The 18766-nt window shown below is 42.8% G+C and carries 15 protein-coding genes and 1 pseudogene; 5 read left to right on the forward strand and 11 right to left on the reverse strand.

The genetic code is table 11. From position 1 onward, the window contains the following. Positions 1-214: 214 nt before the first annotated feature. Positions 215-750 (forward strand): annotated as a pseudogene (locus QQ041_RS15585) (tyrosine-type recombinase/integrase). A gap of 164 nt (positions 751-914) precedes the next feature. Here the strand turns inward: QQ041_RS15585 and QQ041_RS15590 are convergent. The 10 genes from QQ041_RS15590 to QQ041_RS15635 all read right to left on the reverse strand — a co-directional run bounded on the left by QQ041_RS15590 (position 915) and on the right by QQ041_RS15635 (position 11137). Next, the gene (locus QQ041_RS15590) at positions 915-1145 is read right to left on the reverse strand and encodes a hypothetical protein (RefSeq protein WP_285954400.1); all 231 of its coding nucleotides are present in this window, start codon (positions 1143-1145) and stop codon (positions 915-917) included. Beyond that, the gene (gspS2, locus tag QQ041_RS15595) at positions 1146-1511 is read right to left on the reverse strand and encodes a type II secretion system pilot lipoprotein GspS-beta (RefSeq protein ID WP_285954401.1); all 366 of its coding nucleotides are present in this window, start codon (positions 1509-1511) and stop codon (positions 1146-1148) included. After that, positions 1468-2604 (reverse strand): alanine/ornithine racemase family PLP-dependent enzyme, encoded by a 1137-nt coding sequence (locus QQ041_RS15600; protein WP_285954402.1) that lies wholly within the window; start codon positions 2602-2604, stop codon positions 1468-1470. The genes gspS2 and QQ041_RS15600 overlap by 44 nt, the downstream gene beginning before the upstream one ends. Then, positions 2601-3806: a DUF1611 domain-containing protein gene (locus tag QQ041_RS15605; RefSeq protein ID WP_285954403.1), complete on the reverse strand. Its 1206-nt coding sequence runs from the start codon at positions 3804-3806 to the stop codon at positions 2601-2603. The genes QQ041_RS15600 and QQ041_RS15605 overlap by 4 nt, the downstream gene beginning before the upstream one ends. A 520-nt stretch (positions 3807-4326) precedes the next feature. Continuing rightward, positions 4327-6150: a bifunctional sugar phosphate isomerase/epimerase/4-hydroxyphenylpyruvate dioxygenase family protein gene (locus QQ041_RS15610; RefSeq protein ID WP_285954404.1), complete on the reverse strand. Its 1824-nt coding sequence runs from the start codon at positions 6148-6150 to the stop codon at positions 4327-4329. 9 nt (positions 6151-6159) lie between these two features. Continuing rightward, complete coding sequence (locus QQ041_RS15615; RefSeq protein WP_285954405.1) at positions 6160-7230, reverse strand: Gfo/Idh/MocA family protein; 1071 nt, start codon at positions 7228-7230, stop codon at positions 6160-6162. Between the two features lie 87 nt (positions 7231-7317). Further along, a complete protein-coding gene (locus tag QQ041_RS15620) occupies positions 7318-8250 on the reverse strand; it encodes an AEC family transporter (RefSeq protein WP_285954406.1) in 933 nt (310 codons plus the stop codon). A 15-nt stretch (positions 8251-8265) separates the two neighbouring features. Beyond that, positions 8266-9531 (reverse strand): TRAP transporter large permease, encoded by a 1266-nt coding sequence (locus QQ041_RS15625; protein WP_082241965.1) that lies wholly within the window; start codon positions 9529-9531, stop codon positions 8266-8268. A 9-nt stretch (positions 9532-9540) separates the two neighbouring features. Next, a complete protein-coding gene (locus QQ041_RS15630) occupies positions 9541-10035 on the reverse strand; it encodes a TRAP transporter small permease (protein ID WP_050653371.1) in 495 nt (164 codons plus the stop codon). Between the two features lie 103 nt (positions 10036-10138). Then, positions 10139-11137 (reverse strand): DctP family TRAP transporter solute-binding subunit, encoded by a 999-nt coding sequence (locus tag QQ041_RS15635; protein WP_285954407.1) that lies wholly within the window; start codon positions 11135-11137, stop codon positions 10139-10141. A 451-nt stretch (positions 11138-11588) separates the two neighbouring features. Here QQ041_RS15635 and QQ041_RS15640 point away from each other — a divergent pair, with 451 nt between their 5' ends. The 4 genes from QQ041_RS15640 (at position 11589) to QQ041_RS15655 (ending at position 16216) form a co-directional block, all read left to right on the forward strand. Further along, positions 11589-12800: a LysR family transcriptional regulator gene (locus QQ041_RS15640; RefSeq protein ID WP_285954408.1), complete on the forward strand. Its 1212-nt coding sequence runs from the start codon at positions 11589-11591 to the stop codon at positions 12798-12800. Between the two features lie 174 nt (positions 12801-12974). After that, positions 12975-13919 carry a DUF1932 domain-containing protein gene (locus QQ041_RS15645; RefSeq protein ID WP_285954409.1) on the forward strand — a complete coding sequence of 315 codons (945 nt, stop codon included), beginning with the start codon at positions 12975-12977 and terminating at the stop codon, positions 13917-13919. Between the two features lie 211 nt (positions 13920-14130). Then, positions 14131-15084 carry a Gfo/Idh/MocA family oxidoreductase gene (locus QQ041_RS15650; RefSeq protein WP_285954410.1) on the forward strand — a complete coding sequence of 318 codons (954 nt, stop codon included), beginning with the start codon at positions 14131-14133 and terminating at the stop codon, positions 15082-15084. A gap of 106 nt (positions 15085-15190) precedes the next feature. After that, positions 15191-16216: an aldo/keto reductase gene (locus tag QQ041_RS15655; protein WP_285954411.1), complete on the forward strand. Its 1026-nt coding sequence runs from the start codon at positions 15191-15193 to the stop codon at positions 16214-16216. 182 nt (positions 16217-16398) lie between these two features. Here QQ041_RS15655 and QQ041_RS15660 read toward each other — a convergent pair whose 3' ends face one another. Next, positions 16399-18222, reverse strand: a complete 1824-nt coding sequence (locus QQ041_RS15660) for a M4 family metallopeptidase (protein ID WP_285954412.1) — start codon at positions 18220-18222, stop codon at positions 16399-16401. Positions 18223-18766 lie beyond the last annotated feature (544 nt).

Here is an 18766-nt window from a genome sequence, read left to right on the forward strand (position 1 = left end):
GCACCTAATTATGAGGTGCTGCACGGTGTTTAGCAGTACTCAAAGCTATCCGCACTTATCTAAATTAACAAAGTCGCTAGCTCAGAAATGTCCAAAAGTTTGTTAGAACCCCTCAGTAATGACAACAATCGTGATGACCAAATTAAAAAGGAGGTCATCATGGTAGTTTTCAACAAAACGAAGTGGCGTCAAAAAGCCTTTTCGGCTTGAGGAAATTTGGCGGTTCAGAACCAGATTAGAAATTGAAAATAATTTGATGCAGCTTGCGTTGCTCAACTTAGCTATTGATAGCAAACTTAGAGCAAGTGATTTACTCGTTCTCAGAGTTTGCGATGTATCTTCGCAAGATAAGATATTTAACCGCGTTAAGCATATCCAGCGCAAAACAGATATTGAAGTTCAATTTGAGATAACGACAAGAACTCAGCAGAGTCTAATGAAATGGATTTTGATGGCTTCGCTACATGACAGCAATTTTATTTTCCCAAGCCAAAGGCGAAAGCAACAACCGATTAGCTATTCGTACTATCGATACTTAGTGAGGAGATGGCTTCTAATCTGGGGTTGGATCCTAACTTGTATGGCACTCACTCGATGAGGCGAACAAAAGCGACGTTAGTCTACGCAAAAACGAAAAATATCCGAGCGGTGCAGCTACTACTTGGTCATACCAAGGTAGATAATACAATCCGCTATCTTGGGGTTGAATTAGAAGATGCATTGTTGCTTTCAGAAGGTACTGAGTGTTAATTGAAAAGGAACCTAAATACTTAGGTGTTTCAATTGCCATTACGCTGAAAGTTGTTACCCATTCACCTCTACACTTGATTATTTTCAATACGTTAAGTACAAATACTACTAATCTGTCCAAGGTTTAGAGTACCTTGAACAGATTAGGTATACACAGTCTTAAATTAAATCTTGGAATGTGTGTGTTTTTTCTTTGACTTGTGAGCTTTCATTGAAATTTTCAACACAAGTTGTTCTTGTTTAGTTGAAATGACCTGCTTAGTTAAAGCTTTGTGGTGTAGGTCCGTGATAAAGTTTTTTTCCCAAGGCGTAAGACGGTCAAACTTCAATAAAATAATGTCATTGAGTACATTGAACAACTCGTATTGGCTTTTATCCATTCGACTGCTAAGCATTCAATTAGAGCAGTTAGCTAGAGAAATGACGTTAAGGCTTTCTACTTTATCATTTTTGCCTAAGGTAAAAATTCGATGGGAAATCCCATATTCCAATAAAGGTCTTATTTCAATATTTTCACAAAAACTGACCGTTACTCGAGCAACTAATCTTTCCATATCTACAGTTTTCTTTTTTACGAAAACAATAGTAACAATATTGGCTTTTGATTTAGCACCCACAAGCGTGAGTGGTCCTAAATTTTGTGGCAGTTGGCTTGAGATAACCGTCGCTCTATAATCGGCAAGCCCATTTGATTCCATTGGGCTTATCTGACAACCACTAAGCATGACACTGACGAAGATAATTACTGTTGTTCGTAGCATTATGCGCTCCTTCTTCCTTTCTTCTCCCTTTAGGTGCCTTAAAATATTTATGGATATAACGTGAAGACATAGAAGATAAGAGCGCACTGTAATCGAGACAGAATGTGACTGTTTCCCCTACAAATAGTGGTTTTTGTGAGGATTCAAGGACAAGATGATCACTGGTTGAAGACATTATCTTAATCCCATTCGGAGCCTTAAGCCCACTGACACAAACATCTTGGCGGCCTAATGCTACAATGGCTTGTGAGACCTCCCCTCTATCTTGAAGGCTTTCTTTTTCACCAAAAGCATTTAACCCTCGACTTCCCCAAGGCAAAGTCGGTTTAATCTTGGATTCAATCACTTCAGCGGTCAAAGAAACTGCATCCGTATGTAAGCCTTTGATATTTTCGTGCTCTAAAGGCTCACAGCCTAAAAAAATGGCTTCTCCTATACGAAGGTTATTTACTCGAGTTAAGCCTGTTCTCTGAAGAGCCCAGTTAACTGAAGCAGAATTACCCCCTGAAATAATTTCTAGACTGATCCCAAATGTAGCTTCAATTCCATCGGCAAGATCAGAAAGAATACTCATATTTTGATCATCTGGAGCGACACCATACCGACAGGCTAAATTCGTACCAATTCCTTTTATCGTGATGTTCGGTAAAGAAATAACTTCTCGGATAAAATCAATCACATGATTAGTCATCACACCTTCTCTGAGATCGCCAAGCTCAACCATAATAATAATATCGTGACGGCAATTTTGTTGTTCCGCTGCATGTGAAAGCCTCTGAATCACTTCAACTTCAGAGTTTAAACTCATATCACTGTATTTTATTACGCTCGCCACTTCACTTAGCATGGGTGTACGTATCAGCATTTTAGGGATAGCAATGCCAGATTCAGTCATCTTTTGAAGATTTTCGATTCTTGAATCGGCTAACATTGTTGCGCCAGCATCAATAAGAACTTGTGCGATGATAGGGTGGCCGAGGAAGGCTTTTGTTACAGGCGTGACAGATATGTTTTTCAGTGAGAGCTGACTAATCAGGTACTGAGCGTTATGGTGAACTTTCCCACAATCGATGTCTAACCTAGGGTAGTTCACCCTTTTTCGGCCAGTTTACTTGCTATTATAGGGAAGGCTGACGATACGATGTGCAGTAGATGCTCAACAGGCTGTGACAAGACATCAGTAACCGGTAGACCAAATTCGGTAGTGTAACTGTCTATCGCACGACAGGTTTCATCTAAAGACATATCTTCATGATTCAGTGTTAGTCCAATAACATCGGTATTAGAAAACGTTTCGATAAGATTGATTTCTGAGGCAATCGAAGGCATTGGGCAATCAGGAAAATCACTACGATATAAACGTTTAGGAGCATGTTGCAATATCACACCCGTTGGACAACTGCCACGTAAGATAAAAGCGCTGGTTGAAAACGCAGGGTGACTCAAGGCTCCTTGCCCTTCAATAATAATCAGGTCCGGATTTTCTTTTTCATAGGCCTGTACAATGACAGATTCCAACTCACCGGCACAAAATTGTGAAGGAACAGCATCGAGTGCAACGCAGTATTGTGCGCCTTGCATAATGCCGGTTTGACCGGTGGCAATCAGAACGACATTAAGGCCTTTTTTAGTCAGTTCATTCGTCAATATTGTTGCTGTTGTTCGTTTTCCTAGCGCGCAATCCGTTCCCATTACAGCAATTCTCGGACATTTAACGCTGTGTATTTTCCCGCTAAACGTTTTCAGGTCGCCTTTATTTTTAGGTTTTCGAGTATCGAATATTCGAACGTTATTCTTTAAGCTAGCTTCTAAAAATCGAGGATCATCGGTTAGGAATTCATGTAAGCCATTTACGATGTTCATTCCTAGTGACATGGCATTTAAAATGATGCTTTTATCTAAGTCAGATAAAAAACCACTTGATGGCGCAATGCCAAAAATGAAGTAATCGGGAATGCTTTCTGCGTGAATGATAGCTTCTTCAGCATTAGCAAGGATAGGTATTCCATTGGCTTTGTTATCAAGAACTTCACCAGCATCTAAGCCAGCAGACTCACTATCAATAACCGATAGAATACGATAGCTTAACGAATGCCTCACTAATCCATTAGCGGTTTTACCATCAACTTTACCAAAATTACCTTCGCAATATATAATCGCAGAAGGGATGACAGGTTTTACTTTTTGAGCAAGTGGTAACCAAGGCGCTATATGGGGTACGTGATTGTTGGTTTCTACATTTTCAATTCTAGTGAGTTTGAATATGTTTCTTAACTTTTGGGTTGAAATTGACATAATTAAAGCCTGCTGTGAGGCTTAGGAGGGCAACTAAGGAGTGCCGAGATGTGAGTTCGGAAAAGAAAAGAAGTCCTTACTAAGCGGTAGGGATAGAGACCAAGGTAACACACTCACCAGACTTTTGTTGATTATTATTTATACGCTTTCTAAGTCTATCACTTCCGGCTTCACTCATACTAACGTGACTGATTAGAGATCTAAGACTCATTGTTCAACATCGCTGTATCAACCTCTCAGCTTTAAGGTTTCAAGATATTTTTTCTAATATCAGTTAAGTTAATTAGATTTTTTGATCTAACGCGTTTTTACTGTCCAAAAGCTTGTTAGACCCCCTCAGTAATGACAACCGTCTCTAACTGCTTCCCCCAACTATACAAAAAAGCTGCACTTACCGAAGATGAGTAAAGTGCAGCAAAGCTCAAGAAGAAAAATAGCAAGTTAATATATCTGCCGCCATGTAAGTGAGGTTGTATGGCGACGGATATATTGGGTGAAAAGAGTTAGGCAACAATGCCTGTTAGAACTGATTTGCTTGTGACGCTAGACGAATGAACGCATTAGTCTCGCCGTATTTACTGTAATCTCCTACACGCTGAACCACTTCGAAGAACAAGCCATTTATCTCTTTGGTGTAGAAGTGGAAGAAGCTGCCTGTTTCGTCTTCCGTGTATAGAATGTTGTTGTCGCTAAGGCGTTGAATCAACTCATCTGGTAAATCAAATTGCGCTTGAATATCCAAGTAGTAGTTGTTCGGGATCTTCAACTGATAGATAGGAGATAGATCCTGAACCGCTAAGAAGATGTCTTTACACTCCATGGCAATTTGGTTGATGCTCGCACCATTAGAGTCGTTCAAGAAGCGCTGTGCTGAGGTTTGCTTAGCGCTGGTGCTGTTCAATGCGATCTTGATCTTACTGTTGGCGCTCTTGATGGTACGGCTAGTGATTAGGCCGTTCACATCTGGCAGGTCAAAGCTCTCTTCTGGTACAAAGCCGAAGATGGACTTATAGAAGAACAGGTTAGACAGCAGTGCGTCAGGCGCTACAACTTGACCCATGTGGTCGATGCGGGTGAAGTTGTCGTTCATCGGAGCTTGATCTGCTACGGATTCAAAATCCACTTCGTAAAACTTAGACGCTTCGTTCTCTTCAAGAAGGTGAATCAGCAAGTTGCCAGAGCTTTTGAGAGTAGGGATGTCTAACTCATTCTCTTGGCGCGTCTGATGAATGGTTGGGCTATTGTAGCGGCTTGCCAGCTCAACAAGACGGCTTGAATCTTCAGTGATAACACCGAGCGCGCAGACCGACTCACCATGGCCTTCACGGTAAGTTTGTGCGTTCGAGTTTTTCTCGTAGTTGAAGATGAAGTTGATGTCACCGCGTTGGTACAAATCAACATTCTTACTCTTATGGCAATGGGTCTTTCGGAAACCAAGAGACTCAATCACATCTGAGAAAGGGTTGTTCTCGCGCTCTTTAACTGCGAATTCAATAAAGCTAAGGTCGTGGATCTTAGGTGCATTGAACGCATCGTTAGTTTGATCTTCTAGCCATTTCAAAGAACGCACACCATCGATCGCTTTCTCGATTGGCGATGATGAACGGAATTCATCGTTGAAGACTTCATGGGATAAATAGTCGTTGTAGCCTTTGCCTTTAAGCGCTTTTACGAAATCAATAACTGGGAAGTCACCTTGGCCGGGAAAACAACGATAGTGGCGGCTGTATTGAAGAATATCCATCTGCATTTTTGGTGCGTCGGCCACTTGAACCAGAGCGATCTTGTCGACTGGAATATCGTTCTTCAACGTATCCAATGTGTTTCCGCGTGCAAACATGTGAAAGGTGTCGAGAACCACACCAAGGTTAGGGTGGTCGACCGTTTTCACTAGGTTCCAAGCGTCATCATAATCGGCAATGTGGCGACCCCATGCTAGAGCTTCATAGCCCAATTGCATATTTTCACGCTTTGCCAGTTCAGCTAGCGCGTATAAGTCTTCAGCGCACTGTTCAACGTTTGGAGATGACTGAGGATGCACGTTACTGCACATCATCAAGCGGCTGGTGCCTAGCTGGTGGGCTAGGTCCATTTTACGTTCAAGCATGTTGTACTTTTTCTGGCGAAGGTGAGCAGGCATGCCCTCCATGTCGCGAAACGGTTGTAGTACAAGAATTTCTAAGCCAAGACTGTCTGCGATACGTTTAACGTCAGAAGCTGAACCACGGTATTGAGTGAGGTCATTTTCAAAGATCTCAATAGCTTGAAAGCCCGCTTTAGCGGCAGCATGCATTTTTTGTTCTAGCGTGCCAGACAAGCACACAGTCGCGATTGAATATTTCATGGTGGCTCCTTACTTAAGCTGCGGTGTTACATCTTGAACGGGGACGTATTGTTCGGTTTCACAGGCTTTGATGATCGCGTCGATAACCAATAGATTTTGTAGGCCATCCCAAATGCTGACTTTTGGTGTTTGTTCTTCGCCGCGAATCAATGCGCAGAAGTGTTCAAGCTGGCGTTTTAAAGGGTCTTCACGATGAATTTCTTCTTTGCGCTCAAGCATCTCGTTCCACCAAGAGGGCGTAACATCTTTCGCGAATGATTTAACCTGCATGGTTGGTATAGAAAGGGAGCCATTGGTGCCCGCCACGTGGTAGCAATCTTCGGTTTCGTACGTCGCGTAAGATTTGTTCTCTTGTGAGGTTTGTTCCCAACTGCGTGGGCTTGCTGACGCATCTGACAGAAGGAAAGATCCTAGCGTACCGTTTTCAAAGCGCAGAGAGATGACTGTTGTATCTTCCACTTCAAAATCTCGTGCACTGCTTGAGCTCATCGCCTGAACACCGACAATATCGCCAACAAGGTGACGCAGGTTGCCTATCTCATGAATCATGTTGATAAGGATAGGACCGCCGCCTTTTACCTTGCGCCAGTCGCCCTCATCAAAGTAATAATCTGGCTTGTAAAATGCCGCGCTGCCCATAATAGAAACCAGTTTGCCAAGCTCACCGCTGTCGATGATCTTTTTAGCGGTTTCCAAAAGAGGGCTATAAGCGCGGTGATGGCCCACCAGTATTTTACTGTTCTCATGTTTTGCATGTTTCAATAACTCAACCGCATCTTCGATAGAATCTGTCACTGGCTTTTCGACGATAGCAGCCACACCAGCGACAATACATTCGTGTGTTTGCAGAGCGTGTAACTTATTTGGGGTCGCGAGGATCACGCCGTCTGGCTTTGCATCGGAAAACAGCGCTTCTAAGCTCGCATAAACGGGCACACCGTAATCATCGGCAATCTCTTTCGCCGCTGGGAACGGATCAACGATAGCAGCCAGTTCGCATTGTTCATTTTCAACAATGAGTTTGATGTGTGTTTTCCCGATTAAGCCTGCTCCAGCAACAGCAATTTTAACTTTTTCCATGTTTAAGACCTTATGAGTGAACATTTTAGTTATTGTTATTTGAGTTATGAGTTATGAGTTATTGTTATTTGAGTTATGAGTTATGAGTTATGAGTTATGAGTTATGAGCGAAACAACGATAGACAAAGTAAATCCAGAGGCCAGCGTCGTTATAATCAATGTGTTTGCGCAGAAGTTTTGTTGCTTATAGATCCCGCCAAGAATGGGGTAGATAGAGAGCATTGGTGATGCACAAAAGATAAGCAGCACATATTTCAAATCTCCTTCTACCGGCCAGACCAAAAGTAAACCGAGCGCAATAATTGGGAAGCAAACTAATTTGATGCTAGTAACCAGCGCAATGCGTGATTTTTGGTTTAGCACCAGTGATTGCCCCAAAATTCCACCAATCGCAAACAGTGCTAAAGCGACTGAAGTTTTGGCGAGAACACCAACACTTTCTTCAATCACGAATGGCAGCTGAATACCTAATAGGTTGATGCTCAACGCTAAAGTGATCGAAATGATGATTGGGTTCTTTCTTAGCCTGTTTCCAATCTCGATAAGTTGATCTTTGAGCGAAGAGTCGGTTTCATTCGAGAACTCCAGTAACACCAAACACACAGGAATAAACACGAGATTTTCAATCAATACGCTCATTAGAAACGCTTCTGCGTATTGACCATTAAAAATCGACAACACGATAGGGAAGCCTATGAATGCGCTGTTTGGCATCCCGCTACCTAAAGCGTTGATGAAGCAATCTTGCCACTTCAACTTCATGATTAATCGGCTATACAACACTGCGATGGTCATACACAGCAAGCCGCCTACGGCATAGATCAACATGTAGTTCTTGTTGATGGCTTCGCTCAAATTTAACTGAGTGACACTGCCAAAAATGACCGCAGGAAGTGAGATATAAAGAACGAATTTGCTTACGTCACCGATGAAATGGCGAGTGAAAAAGCCATTTTTAGTCGTGAGAAAGCCTGCCGCGACAATCAGTATCAGCGGCAGCAATATTTCATATACAGACATGGTTTTGTGTGTGCTCTAGTATCCGAATAGCTGTGGCAAGAACAGCACGCTTTGCGGAACAAAAGTGATGAAGAACAACACCAATACTTCAAGTAGGAACAGTGGAATCACTTGCTTAGAAATTGCAGCGATTCCGACCTTGGAAATGGTGTTGGACACAAACAGACAAATCCCCATTGGTGGTGTAATCAAGCCAATCATTAGGTTGAAGATAACTACGATACCGAAGTGAACAGGGTCGATACCAAAGCTCATCGCAATCGGATGAAAGATTGGGATAAGAATCAGCATTGCAGCAATGCCTTCAAGGAATAACCCAACAACCAACAAGATAACGTTTACCATAATCAGGAACATGATTGGGTCGCTGATGCTGCCTAAAATCTGTTGGCTGATGAACTGAGGAACGCGGGAGAAAGTAAGAATCCAGTTCGCTACAGATACAACAGCAATCAGGATCAAGACAATTGAAGAGTCGCGCATTGAACGCATGAACACTTCTGGTAGGTCACTGAAACTTAGAGATTTATACACGAACATACCAACTAGTAGCGCATAGAAAGCTGCGAACGCCGCTGCTTCAGTTGGCGTCACAATACCCATCAAGATTGAACCAAGGATGAAGATTGGCATTGTTAGCGGAACAAACGCTTTTACCAACGCTTTACGGCGGCTTTGACGAACCACGTTGCTTTTTATGTTGTGACGAGTCGCGTAAATAAACACGAAAATAGACAGAGCAACCGCAGACAATACGCCAGGAACAATACCCGCTAAGAATAGGGCAGGGACAGATACGCCACTCGCAATAAGCGCATAAATGATCACTGGAATACTAGGTGGAATCATCGGCCCAATAACCGAAGACGCTGCCGTTAACGCTGAAGAAAACTCTTTGCTGTAGCCTTCTTTTTCCATTTGAGGAATGAACACGCGGCCAAGTGCGGAGGTATCAGCAACTGCAGAGCCAGAGATACCAGCAAACATCACTGAAGACCAGATATTCACTTGAGCTAAGCCACCACGAAAGTGACCCACTAATGCGTTAGCGAAATCAATGATACGGCTAGTGATACCACTCTTGTTCATTAGTTCACCCGCAAGAACAAACAGAGGAACCGCAAGGATAGAGTAAGAATCCAAACCACTAAAAATACGTTGGGCTATTAGGCTGATAGAGATGGGAGTACTAGAGACGTAGAACGACATCGCCAAGATGATGCTGAATACGAGAGGAATACCAAAAATTAGCATGGATCCCATTAAGGCAATTGAAGGCATAACGATTCCTTATACGTCGCTTTGGATAGCTTGAGTTCTTGTGGATACACGCGCTGATTTCACGTGCTGAATTAAACGCAGTGTAGCGGCTATAAATAGGCAAGCGCCGCCAACAATCAATGCTGATTGGAAGTAGTACATAGAGACTCCAATACCAGCTGACTCAATGCCTCCGCGTTTGATCACAAATAGGTACGCTGAGTAAGTCCAGATCACCGAACATAACAAAACAGATAGGTCGACAATGACTTCCAGCGTTTTTTGAAATGCTTTTGATTTCACTGAATCAAGAACAGAAAATTTGATGTGTAAGCCTTCTAAATAACACAATGATGTAGCGAACATAACGCCATAAATCATTGAGTATTTGCTTAGCTCCTCGCCCCATAGGATAGAGGTATTAAAAAAGTAACGGCTGATTGTGGTGATCAACATCACTGCAAACAAATTGAAGAGTGAAGCCCCGGCGAGAATCGCAAGTAGCTTTTTATATTGCTCAATCATGTTCCCTGTCTCCTTGGGAAGAGTCGTTATACATCAGAGGTATAACGACTCATTTCTTATAAGTACTGCTGTAGGGTTTTTGTATTGATTATTCGGTTATGAATTAGTTAGTCGCGGTTTCTACTGCGTCTAGTGCATCATCAATCCATTTTGAATCGATAGTGCCTGATAACCATTTGATCACAGCGGGCTGTGTCTTATCGCGGAATTGTTTCTGTTGCTCTGGCGTTAGCGAAGTAATCTTCATGCCTTTTTGAGCAAGTACTTCTAAGCCTTCTGCTGAATTCACTTGCTGAATAGCTCGACCTACTGTGCCTGCAACTTTTGCAGCACGATCAATGATGGCTCGGTCTTCGGCATTCAAAGATGTGTAGAAATTGTCATTCATTAATAAGAAATCAGTACCATAAACGTGACCGTCTAGAGTGATGTATTTCTGAAGTTCATAGAATTTGTTCGCGTTGATTACGCTGACAGGGTTTTCCTGTCCGTCGATAACGCCAGTGGTCAGAGCGGCAGGAACTTCAGGGAATGCAATAGGTGTAGGCTCTGCATCCAATGACTTCATCATTTCAACGTAAAGTGGTGTTGTCATTACGCGGATTTTAAGACCGTTTAAGTCTTGCGGCATAGTAATTTCACGCTTTGAGTTTGTGAAATGGCGGAAACCTGTTTCGCCATAAGCGAGGTTACGTAGACCCGTTGTTTTCAAACATTGGTCATTCAATTTTTGACCAAACTCACCATCTAGCACTTCCCAAGCAATAGGAGCTGAAGGGAACAGGTAAGGGATTTCTAGTACGTTCGCTTCCTTACAAAGCTTAGAGTAAGCACCAGAAACCATAGTCATGGTTAGCATGCCTTCTTGAGTCGACTGAAGTAGCTCTGTCTCGCCACCAAGTTGACCTGAAGGGTAGATATTTACATTAATTCGACCACCAGATTCAGCCTCTACAAGGTTCTTGAAAACCTGTGTTGCAGCGCCTTTCTTAGAGATCGTCCAATCTTGTGAATCTACATGCCCAATAGTGATGTCCAGAGCAGCAGCAGAACCTGCATATGCAAGCGATAGAGCGAGTGTAAGTTTAGTTATTGTTTTCATTTGTGAACCTCCTGTTTCTACGTCGATAAAGTTATCACCTAAAATTAACAACCGATAATTCATATAGTGAAAGTGTTATTCAATTTTGAGATAACATTAACTATTCGTGCTGGGGTTACAGTTTGATATTCTATTTGCATTGCACTATAAAACAGTAGGTTACTGATATATAGCTGTGAGTTATGTATTGAAAAAGGGGATTGAAAATGAATTTTTGTGTATTTCTTTTTTGGAGAATGAAGTCACATCTTTACCTTGGTGGAGTTACATTTTATCTACATCAACTCACAGATTTCAGCTTTTCTGCTGGAAGAGTATTCAAAAAATGTGCTGAATGTGTTCGATAGTTGACGGGGTTTAAATGAGTCATTTGGCAACGTTTTTGAAGGTGTCATTTGTATTTGTAATTTGAATGTAAATGGCAGTTTGACAGCACTTTTGAGGCGATAACATGTTAAATATTCCAAACTTGAGACACCTAAGAGCGATATCAGAAGTGGTGAATACTGGAAGCATTAGCAAGGCTTCGGAAGTGGTGTTTTTGTCTCAGCCAGCCATCACACAAGCGATAGCGAAACTGGAAAAAAACATTCATAGTGAGCTGTTCGAACGCACCACCGATGGCATGAAACCGACCGAACAAGGAGAAGCGTTTTCATTTCGAATTGAACGTGCGTTAGAGTACATCAGTAAAGGCATTGCTGATTCACTAAAAGTCGCGAAAGGCCAGCGAAAAAGCAGTGTTCAGCGCTATTTGTTCAATATAACGACCACTCAATTGAAAGCATTGATCGCGGTTTCTAACGGTCAAAGCTTTACTGAAGCCAGTCGAATTTTGGAAGTGTCGCAGTCGTCAGTTTATCGTGCATCTAAAGATCTTGAAGAGATCCTTGGTATCACTTTATTCGAAAAAAACAGCACGGGTATTACGATTAGTAAAGCTGGTAGCGCTCTGGTGATGTCGAGTAAATTAGCCTTCGTAGAAATCAAGCAAGGCATCGAAGAGGTTGGCTTATTGAGTAACCGCCATAACAGTGTGATTACGGTTGGCTGTTTGCCTCTTGCTCGTACATGTTTACTACCAAACACCATCAATGAGTTTTCTCGTAAGTTCCCTGATTGCCAAATTCATGTGATCGACGGCCCGTATCAAGACTTGCTCAATCACTTACGCCACGGTGACCTAGATATCCTCATTGGTGCGCTGCGTTTCCCATCACCGAGCACTGATATTCGCCAAGAAACTCTGTTTCAATCACATAACAAAATCCTCTCTAGAAACGATCATCCATTGAGCTTGAAAGAGCAAATAACACTTGATGATTTACAAGATTCGAGTTGGGTTGTATCTAATGTAAACACACCTGGACGTAGAATGTTTGAAGACATTTTCACATCTCAGGAACGTGATGTACCCACTCGAATTGTTGAGGCGAGCTCGCAGATGTTGGTAAGAGAACTGCTTTTAGGCAGCGATCGATTAACGATTCTCTCTCAGCACCAGATCACTCGCGAACTTGAAGAGGGGCACTTCACCATTCTGCCATTTGATTGCAAAAAGCAGTCACGCCCAATCGGTTTAACCATGCGGAAAAACTGGTTTGCTACCTCGGTTCAAAACCATTTTCTGACGTTGTTACGTGAGAAAGGTGTACAGCTTTAGTTATTCTCAGTTGAGTTCAGTTCGGCTTGTTGTGTTTTCTGTTTGGCTTTCTATTTTCAACTTAAATCATGACACTCAAGTGCGGTCTAAAAGTGAAGGCATTTTTCCAAAATTGAATACCCCTTATATTTATTTGATTATCGCTCTGTAGGTGCCAATGCTAAGGTAACTGTCATGAAAAACGCAGATAAGTTGGCAGGTAAAAAGAGAATTATGGCGACGATAACAAGAGCTGCGTTCATTGGTTTTGGTGAAGCTGCACAAGCATTTTTGGTGAGCTGGGGTGATAAAGCACCAGAAGTGATTAGTGGATTCGATATCAAAAGTAACCATGCACAGCACCGCGAAAGCATTCTTCTTGAATACATTAAGCATGGCGTTCAAGGTGCATTTGAAGCTCACGAGGCGATAAATGGTGCTGAGTTAGTCTTTTCATTGGTGACGGCCGATCAAGCTGAAGCTGTGGCGAAAAACGTAGCGAAAACATTCACGTCCAAACAGATATTCTTGGACTGTAATTCATGTTCACCCCAAGTAAAACAAAGGAATGCTGAGCTTATTGAAGCATGTGGTGCAAGCTACCTTGATGTTGCAATTATGGCCCCGGTGTTGGGAAGAACATCTGCAATCCCATTGTTGATCTCAGGAAAAAAAGCATTAGAAATTGAACCGATACTGATCTCACTTGGCTTCAAAGTTGAAGTGGTGTCTGACCAAGTGGGTGAGGCATCAAGCATCAAAATGATCCGTTCTGTGATGGTAAAAGGACTTGAAGCTCTCACTACGGAATGTTTGTTGGCAGCGCGTAAAGCGGGGGTTGAAAATCATGTGCTCGAATCACTCAGTACAACGTATCCAGCTCTGCCATTGAACGATCTCGGCCAATATCACTTGGAACGTATGTTATCTCATGGGGAGCGACGTTCTAACGAGCTTAAAGAGGTGTCTAATACCTTAAGCGAACTAAATTTGAATGGCTCGATGGTGAACGGTGCGATGGAGTGGCATAGCGCACTCGGTAAGATGCCAGTCGAGTATCAAGGGCAAGACCTATCTACATTGAGTGATTTGGTATTAGGGCAATTGGCCAATACTGGAACTCGCGCATTGAATGAATAACGGCATAGCCAAAAAATCGAAAATCTAAGCAAGCGAATGTTGTGATTAGTTGAATGCGGAGCAAGGTTAAACGTAGAAGCCATCGATTATTAAGCAATTAAGCAATTAAGCAATTAAGCAACTAAGTAATTCATTAAGTAATCAAACATTAAGTAAAAAGCATTAAGCAACACCGGCCAAACAGGGCGGGTATCAAATTAAAGGAATGAATATGAACGTATGTGTTGTGGGCGCGACAGGTGCCTTTGGACGTAAACACTTGGATGCTATCCGTGAAATTGAAGGCGTTCGCGTAACTGCGATGGTTTCTCCAGAGCAAGATAAGCTTGATCAACTGATCACAGAGTATGGTCATGATTCAAAGGGCTTTACCAACCTATCTGACGCACTTGCACTTGATGAGGTGGAAGCAGTAATTCTTGCTACGCCAACACAAATGCACGCAGCACAAGCGATTGAATGTATGGAAGCAGGCAAACATGTTTTGGTTGAAATCCCAATGGCGGACAACATCGAAGACAGTTACCGCGTGGTAGAAGCGCAGAAGAAATCAGGTAAGGTTGCAATGGCTGGTCACACTCGTCGTTTCAATCCAAGCCACCAATGGATTCAAAATAAGATTGCTGCAGGTGAACTTCATATTCAGCAGATGGACGTACAAACATATTTCTTCCGCCGCACAAACACCAACGCTAAAGGTGAAGCTCGTTGTTGGACCGATCACCTGCTTTGGCACCATGCTTGTCATACGGTTGATCTTTTCCAATACCAAACCGGTGAACAGGCAACAAAACTTCAAGCACTTCAAGGTCCAATTCACCCAGACTTGGGTATCGCGATGGACATGAGCATTGGTATGAAAGTGCCATCAGGTGCAATTTGTACGCTTTCACTGTCATTCAACAATGATGGCCCGTTTGGTACGTTCTTCCGTTACATCTGTGAAGAGGGCACTTACCTAGCGCGCTATGATGACCTGTATGACGGCAAAGAAAACCCTATCTCGCTAGAAGGTGTTGAGGTTTCTAATAATGGTATTGAACTTATCGACCGTGAATTCTTCGATGCAATCAAAACGGGTCGTGAGCCAAATTCAAGTGTGGCGAGCTGCCTTCCTGCCATGGAAACATTAGACAAGCTTGAACAGTTACTTGAAGCTGAGTAATTAAAACTGAGTAGTAAGTTAACGCTCAGTAGTGACTTAAAGAAGAACCGTTCTTTAAAGTCGTGTTAGTGAACAGTTGGTATTTTTAGCAGTAAAAGGATAAACGATGATGGCTAGTATTGGTGGGCAGACATTAGCGCCAGTGGCTTTAGGTTGTATGAACTTGTCGCATGCTTATGGCACTCCACCGCAGAAATCGGATAGCATTAAGTTACTCAATCAAGCGTTGGATCTGGGCTATAACATGCTCGACACGGCTGCGTTGTATGGCTTTGGTGCGAATGAATCACTGTTAGCTGAGGCGGTTGGTCATCGTCGTCATGAGTTTTTCCTCGCTAGTAAATGTGGAATGTTCAAAGGGCCTGATGGCAAGCGAGCGATTGATGGGCGGCCAGAAACGATTCGTAAAACGTGTGAAGATTCACTACAACGTTTGAATACTGACGTCATTGATTTGTACTACCTGCATCGATGGGACAAAAGCGTTCCGATTGAAGAGAGCATTGGTGAACTTTCTCGTTTGGTCGAAGAGGGTAAGATCAAACACATAGGTTTGTCAGAAGTTTCTGCCGACACCATCGCCAAAGCTAATGCGGTTCATAAGATCGCAGCAGTACAATCTGAATATTCACTCTGGTCGCGTAATCCAGAAATCGCGGTTATCGAACAGTGCCAAAAGATAGATGCAACTTTTGTGTCATTCAGTCCTGTTGGCCGCGGTATGTTGACAGGTGAAGTGAAAGATAATCAGTTTGTCGCTGGTGATATTCGCTTAGCCATGCCACGTTTCTCTGATGAACACTTCGAGTCTAATTTGTCTTTAGTACGACAGTTTGAGTCTGTGTTGCCGATGTTTGCCGAAGAGAACGGCTTTTCGATTAATGACAATCGCGGTTCAACTCCGACTCTGGCACAACTGGCATTGGCTTGGACTTTGAAAAAAGCACCGAACTCTATCGCATTACCGGGTACTACAAGCCTCCAACACTTAGAGGACAACTGGAATGCACAGCAGTTATCGGTTTCTGATGAATTGTTGCGCGTGATAGACGATATTATTCCTCAAAACAAGATAGCTGGTGGACGTTATAACGCGGCAACTCAACGCGAGATTGATACTGAAGAGTTCTAATCACTGCTCGATTATTAGTTGTATCTTACTCGCTTTATCTTACTTGTAGTATCAATGACAATCTATCCAATAAACCTCCGGTCACGCCTACGTAACCGGAGGTTTTTTATTTCAAGACCTAATAAGCAAAACAGTTTTGCCTTGTTGATCTCCATTTAACGCGGTTCGCTTTTTGTTCTAACTCAATCTAAACGCAACGTGAGGCCTGAATAGTTCGAGTATCCGCGCAGTAACACATGATAAGTCACGCCCTGTTGCGCGCTCACACTGCACTGCTCATTATTGCCAGCGCGATAAGGGCGACAGTCGTAACTGGATGTGGTTGGCTTGTTACCCGATTTCACGTAAAGGTCGGCATCGCCTGAGCCGCCAGACATTGAAACCGTCACGTTTGATGCAGAATCCACAGTGAAGGTGTAGAAGCTCTCTGAGGATTGATTCCCGCTTAGGTTCGCAATCGGAGTGTCTTTCGTTAGTACATTGCCAGTTGGCGGTGTGACACCACAGCTTGCATTCACGCCTACGGTGTTAAAAGCATCTTCAACATCGGCAACCACATAGCCCATGTCGGCTGCGGCTTTCGCTACGCCACAAGCACCAGCATCAAAGGTACTGTTTGCCGTCCAATACAGTTGGTTTGCGACTGTGAATATTTCAAAGTCCTTACGTACATTCCAACCCGATTTGTTCGCTAAAAGGTAAAAGGCGCGGTTATAAACACCGCTAGACAAGTGAACGTTCAAACCGTCGTAGTATTGAGAGGCATGATCAATCGAGCGGCCATCTTTTGAAGGTTGATCAAAGTAACGCAAGCCACCTTCCGATTTGAATATGTCGCTACCAACAATCCAATCTACATTGCCACGCAAGTAATATTCAGCCGCTTCGCCCGCAATGTCTGAGAAGGCTTCATTCATACCGCCCGACATATTTCGGTACACAAGCCCCGAGTTTTGCTCTGTGAACCCGTGGCTGACTTCGTGAGCACTCACGTTGATATCGACCAGTGGGTAAAAGGTATTTTTGCCATCGCCAAAAGTCATCGATGTACCATTCCAGAAGGCATTTTCATAATCCGTGCTGTAATGAACTCGCATCGTCAGCTGGAAGGTTAACGGCGAGGTGTTCATCCACTCTTTGTACATATCGAAGACAACATTACCGAAGTAGTGCGCATCGTTAAGAGGCGAGTATGCCCCGTTAATGTATTTATGATCGGTGTAGTTGGTTCCGTCGGCACAGTTGTAGCTGTAGGCAGCGCTGCCAGAGGTTCCATGATTCAAGTTGACCGTCTTAACCGAATCGTTCTCTAACTTACACGTCGTGCCTGTTTTGTCGATGGGAAAGCTAGGGAAGTCACTTCCGTATTCATATCGAGTGGTTTTGAGGTTACCACCCGGGCCAGTACCAGACGATTTAGCGTGGTTTAATCCATTCCATTTTTGGAGAACATCGCCAGTCGTAGCATCAATAAAGTAGAAAGGGCGCTCTGGCATAGAGGATGCGATAAAGAAATCGACCAGATACACCACTTGGGCAACTTGGTTCTCATCCAATCTCACCATCAGTTTCGCGTTTTTGTTTTCAATGGACTTTTTGCCGACGGTAAATGTGCGATGAGCAGACAATGCGGCTTCAATCGCTTGTTCCTGATTCAGTTTTGGCGCGATGCTGGATAGGTCACCACTGATGCCTTGTGCCATGGAGCCGAACACCTGAGTGGGCTGGTTCTTAGAAAGGGTGGCGACAACGGAGGTATCAAAGACGGGTAAACCTAAGTGAGTTTGTTGGTAACGGACTTTCGTTTTCCCATTGGGCAATACCACCCGTTTCACTTCAGAAAAACCTAATTCTAGTGGGGCAACACTCTTCGACTGCGCGACGAGGCTTTGTTGTAGCAGTGTATCATTATCGATTCTGACCATTTCTGCAGCGTGTGCAGTAAAGCCGAAAGACGTACCTAGAATGGCTGCGATTTTCCAGCTTAGTTGACGTTGTTGGTTCATTTTTCGTTCCTGATTTTAATATAAACTCCTTCTTCCCAACGGCTTTATAGGAAGTCTATATGCAACACGCTAATGCCATGTGTTGCGAATCAAGATTGGAAGAGTATTTCGGCTTATGACAAGTTTTTTTAGGGAGATTAAATTTTAGAGTATGTAATTCAAAGTTTACAAAAATACTTATTGATCAAATTTTTTGTATAAAATCCAATTTTATTATTTATCGTAAACGTATGAAGGGTAGGGAATTATTAAAAACCGCTTTGTTTTAATTTATAGAATGAATTTCTCGAAGTTAATTTCGGTATTTATCTGTTTTTACCTTAACTACAAATTAGTAAATAAACGGTTTTTTGAAGTGGAAATATTGTCTTTATTGTCAATAGTAAACTTGTTTTAACAATAGCACTAAGCACAGATTTTCACTTTTCTAACACTTAATCTCGTTAGACAGAAAAACTCTACATTTTGTTGTTCAATCACAAATCATGAGCGATAAGTCATTGTTATAAAGGGAGTCGGTCGTTTAAAATAGGTTACATAAGAA

Source organism: Vibrio sp. TMPB1044, from assembly GCF_030442075.1.
GTDB classification, from domain to species: Bacteria; Pseudomonadota; Gammaproteobacteria; order Enterobacterales; family Vibrionaceae; genus Vibrio; species Vibrio satsumensis.

Coding starts and splice junctions, on each gene's coding strand:
- gspS2 (WP_285954401.1), bottom strand. CDS start 1,511: ATGCTACGAACAACAGTAATTATCTTCGTCAGTGTCATGCTTAGTGGT.
- QQ041_RS15645 (WP_285954409.1), top strand. CDS start 12,975: ATGAAAAACGCAGATAAGTTGGCAGGTAAAAAGAGAATTATGGCGACG.
- QQ041_RS15655 (WP_285954411.1), top strand. CDS start 15,191: ATGATGGCTAGTATTGGTGGGCAGACATTAGCGCCAGTGGCTTTAGGT.
- QQ041_RS15630 (WP_050653371.1), bottom strand. CDS start 10,035: ATGATTGAGCAATATAAAAAGCTACTTGCGATTCTCGCCGGGGCTTCA.
- QQ041_RS15620 (WP_285954406.1), bottom strand. CDS start 8,250: ATGTCTGTATATGAAATATTGCTGCCGCTGATACTGATTGTCGCGGCA.
- QQ041_RS15590 (WP_285954400.1), bottom strand. CDS start 1,145: ATGCTTAGCAGTCGAATGGATAAAAGCCAATACGAGTTGTTCAATGTA.
- QQ041_RS15605 (WP_285954403.1), bottom strand. CDS start 3,806: ATGTCAATTTCAACCCAAAAGTTAAGAAACATATTCAAACTCACTAGA.
- QQ041_RS15615 (WP_285954405.1), bottom strand. CDS start 7,230: ATGGAAAAAGTTAAAATTGCTGTTGCTGGAGCAGGCTTAATCGGGAAA.
- QQ041_RS15635 (WP_285954407.1), bottom strand. CDS start 11,137: ATGAAAACAATAACTAAACTTACACTCGCTCTATCGCTTGCATATGCA.
- QQ041_RS15625 (WP_082241965.1), bottom strand. CDS start 9,531: ATGCCTTCAATTGCCTTAATGGGATCCATGCTAATTTTTGGTATTCCT.
- QQ041_RS15650 (WP_285954410.1), top strand. CDS start 14,131: ATGAACGTATGTGTTGTGGGCGCGACAGGTGCCTTTGGACGTAAACAC.
- QQ041_RS15660 (WP_285954412.1), bottom strand. CDS start 18,222: ATGAACCAACAACGTCAACTAAGCTGGAAAATCGCAGCCATTCTAGGT.
- QQ041_RS15640 (WP_285954408.1), top strand. CDS start 11,589: ATGTTAAATATTCCAAACTTGAGACACCTAAGAGCGATATCAGAAGTG.
- QQ041_RS15610 (WP_285954404.1), bottom strand. CDS start 6,150: ATGAAATATTCAATCGCGACTGTGTGCTTGTCTGGCACGCTAGAACAA.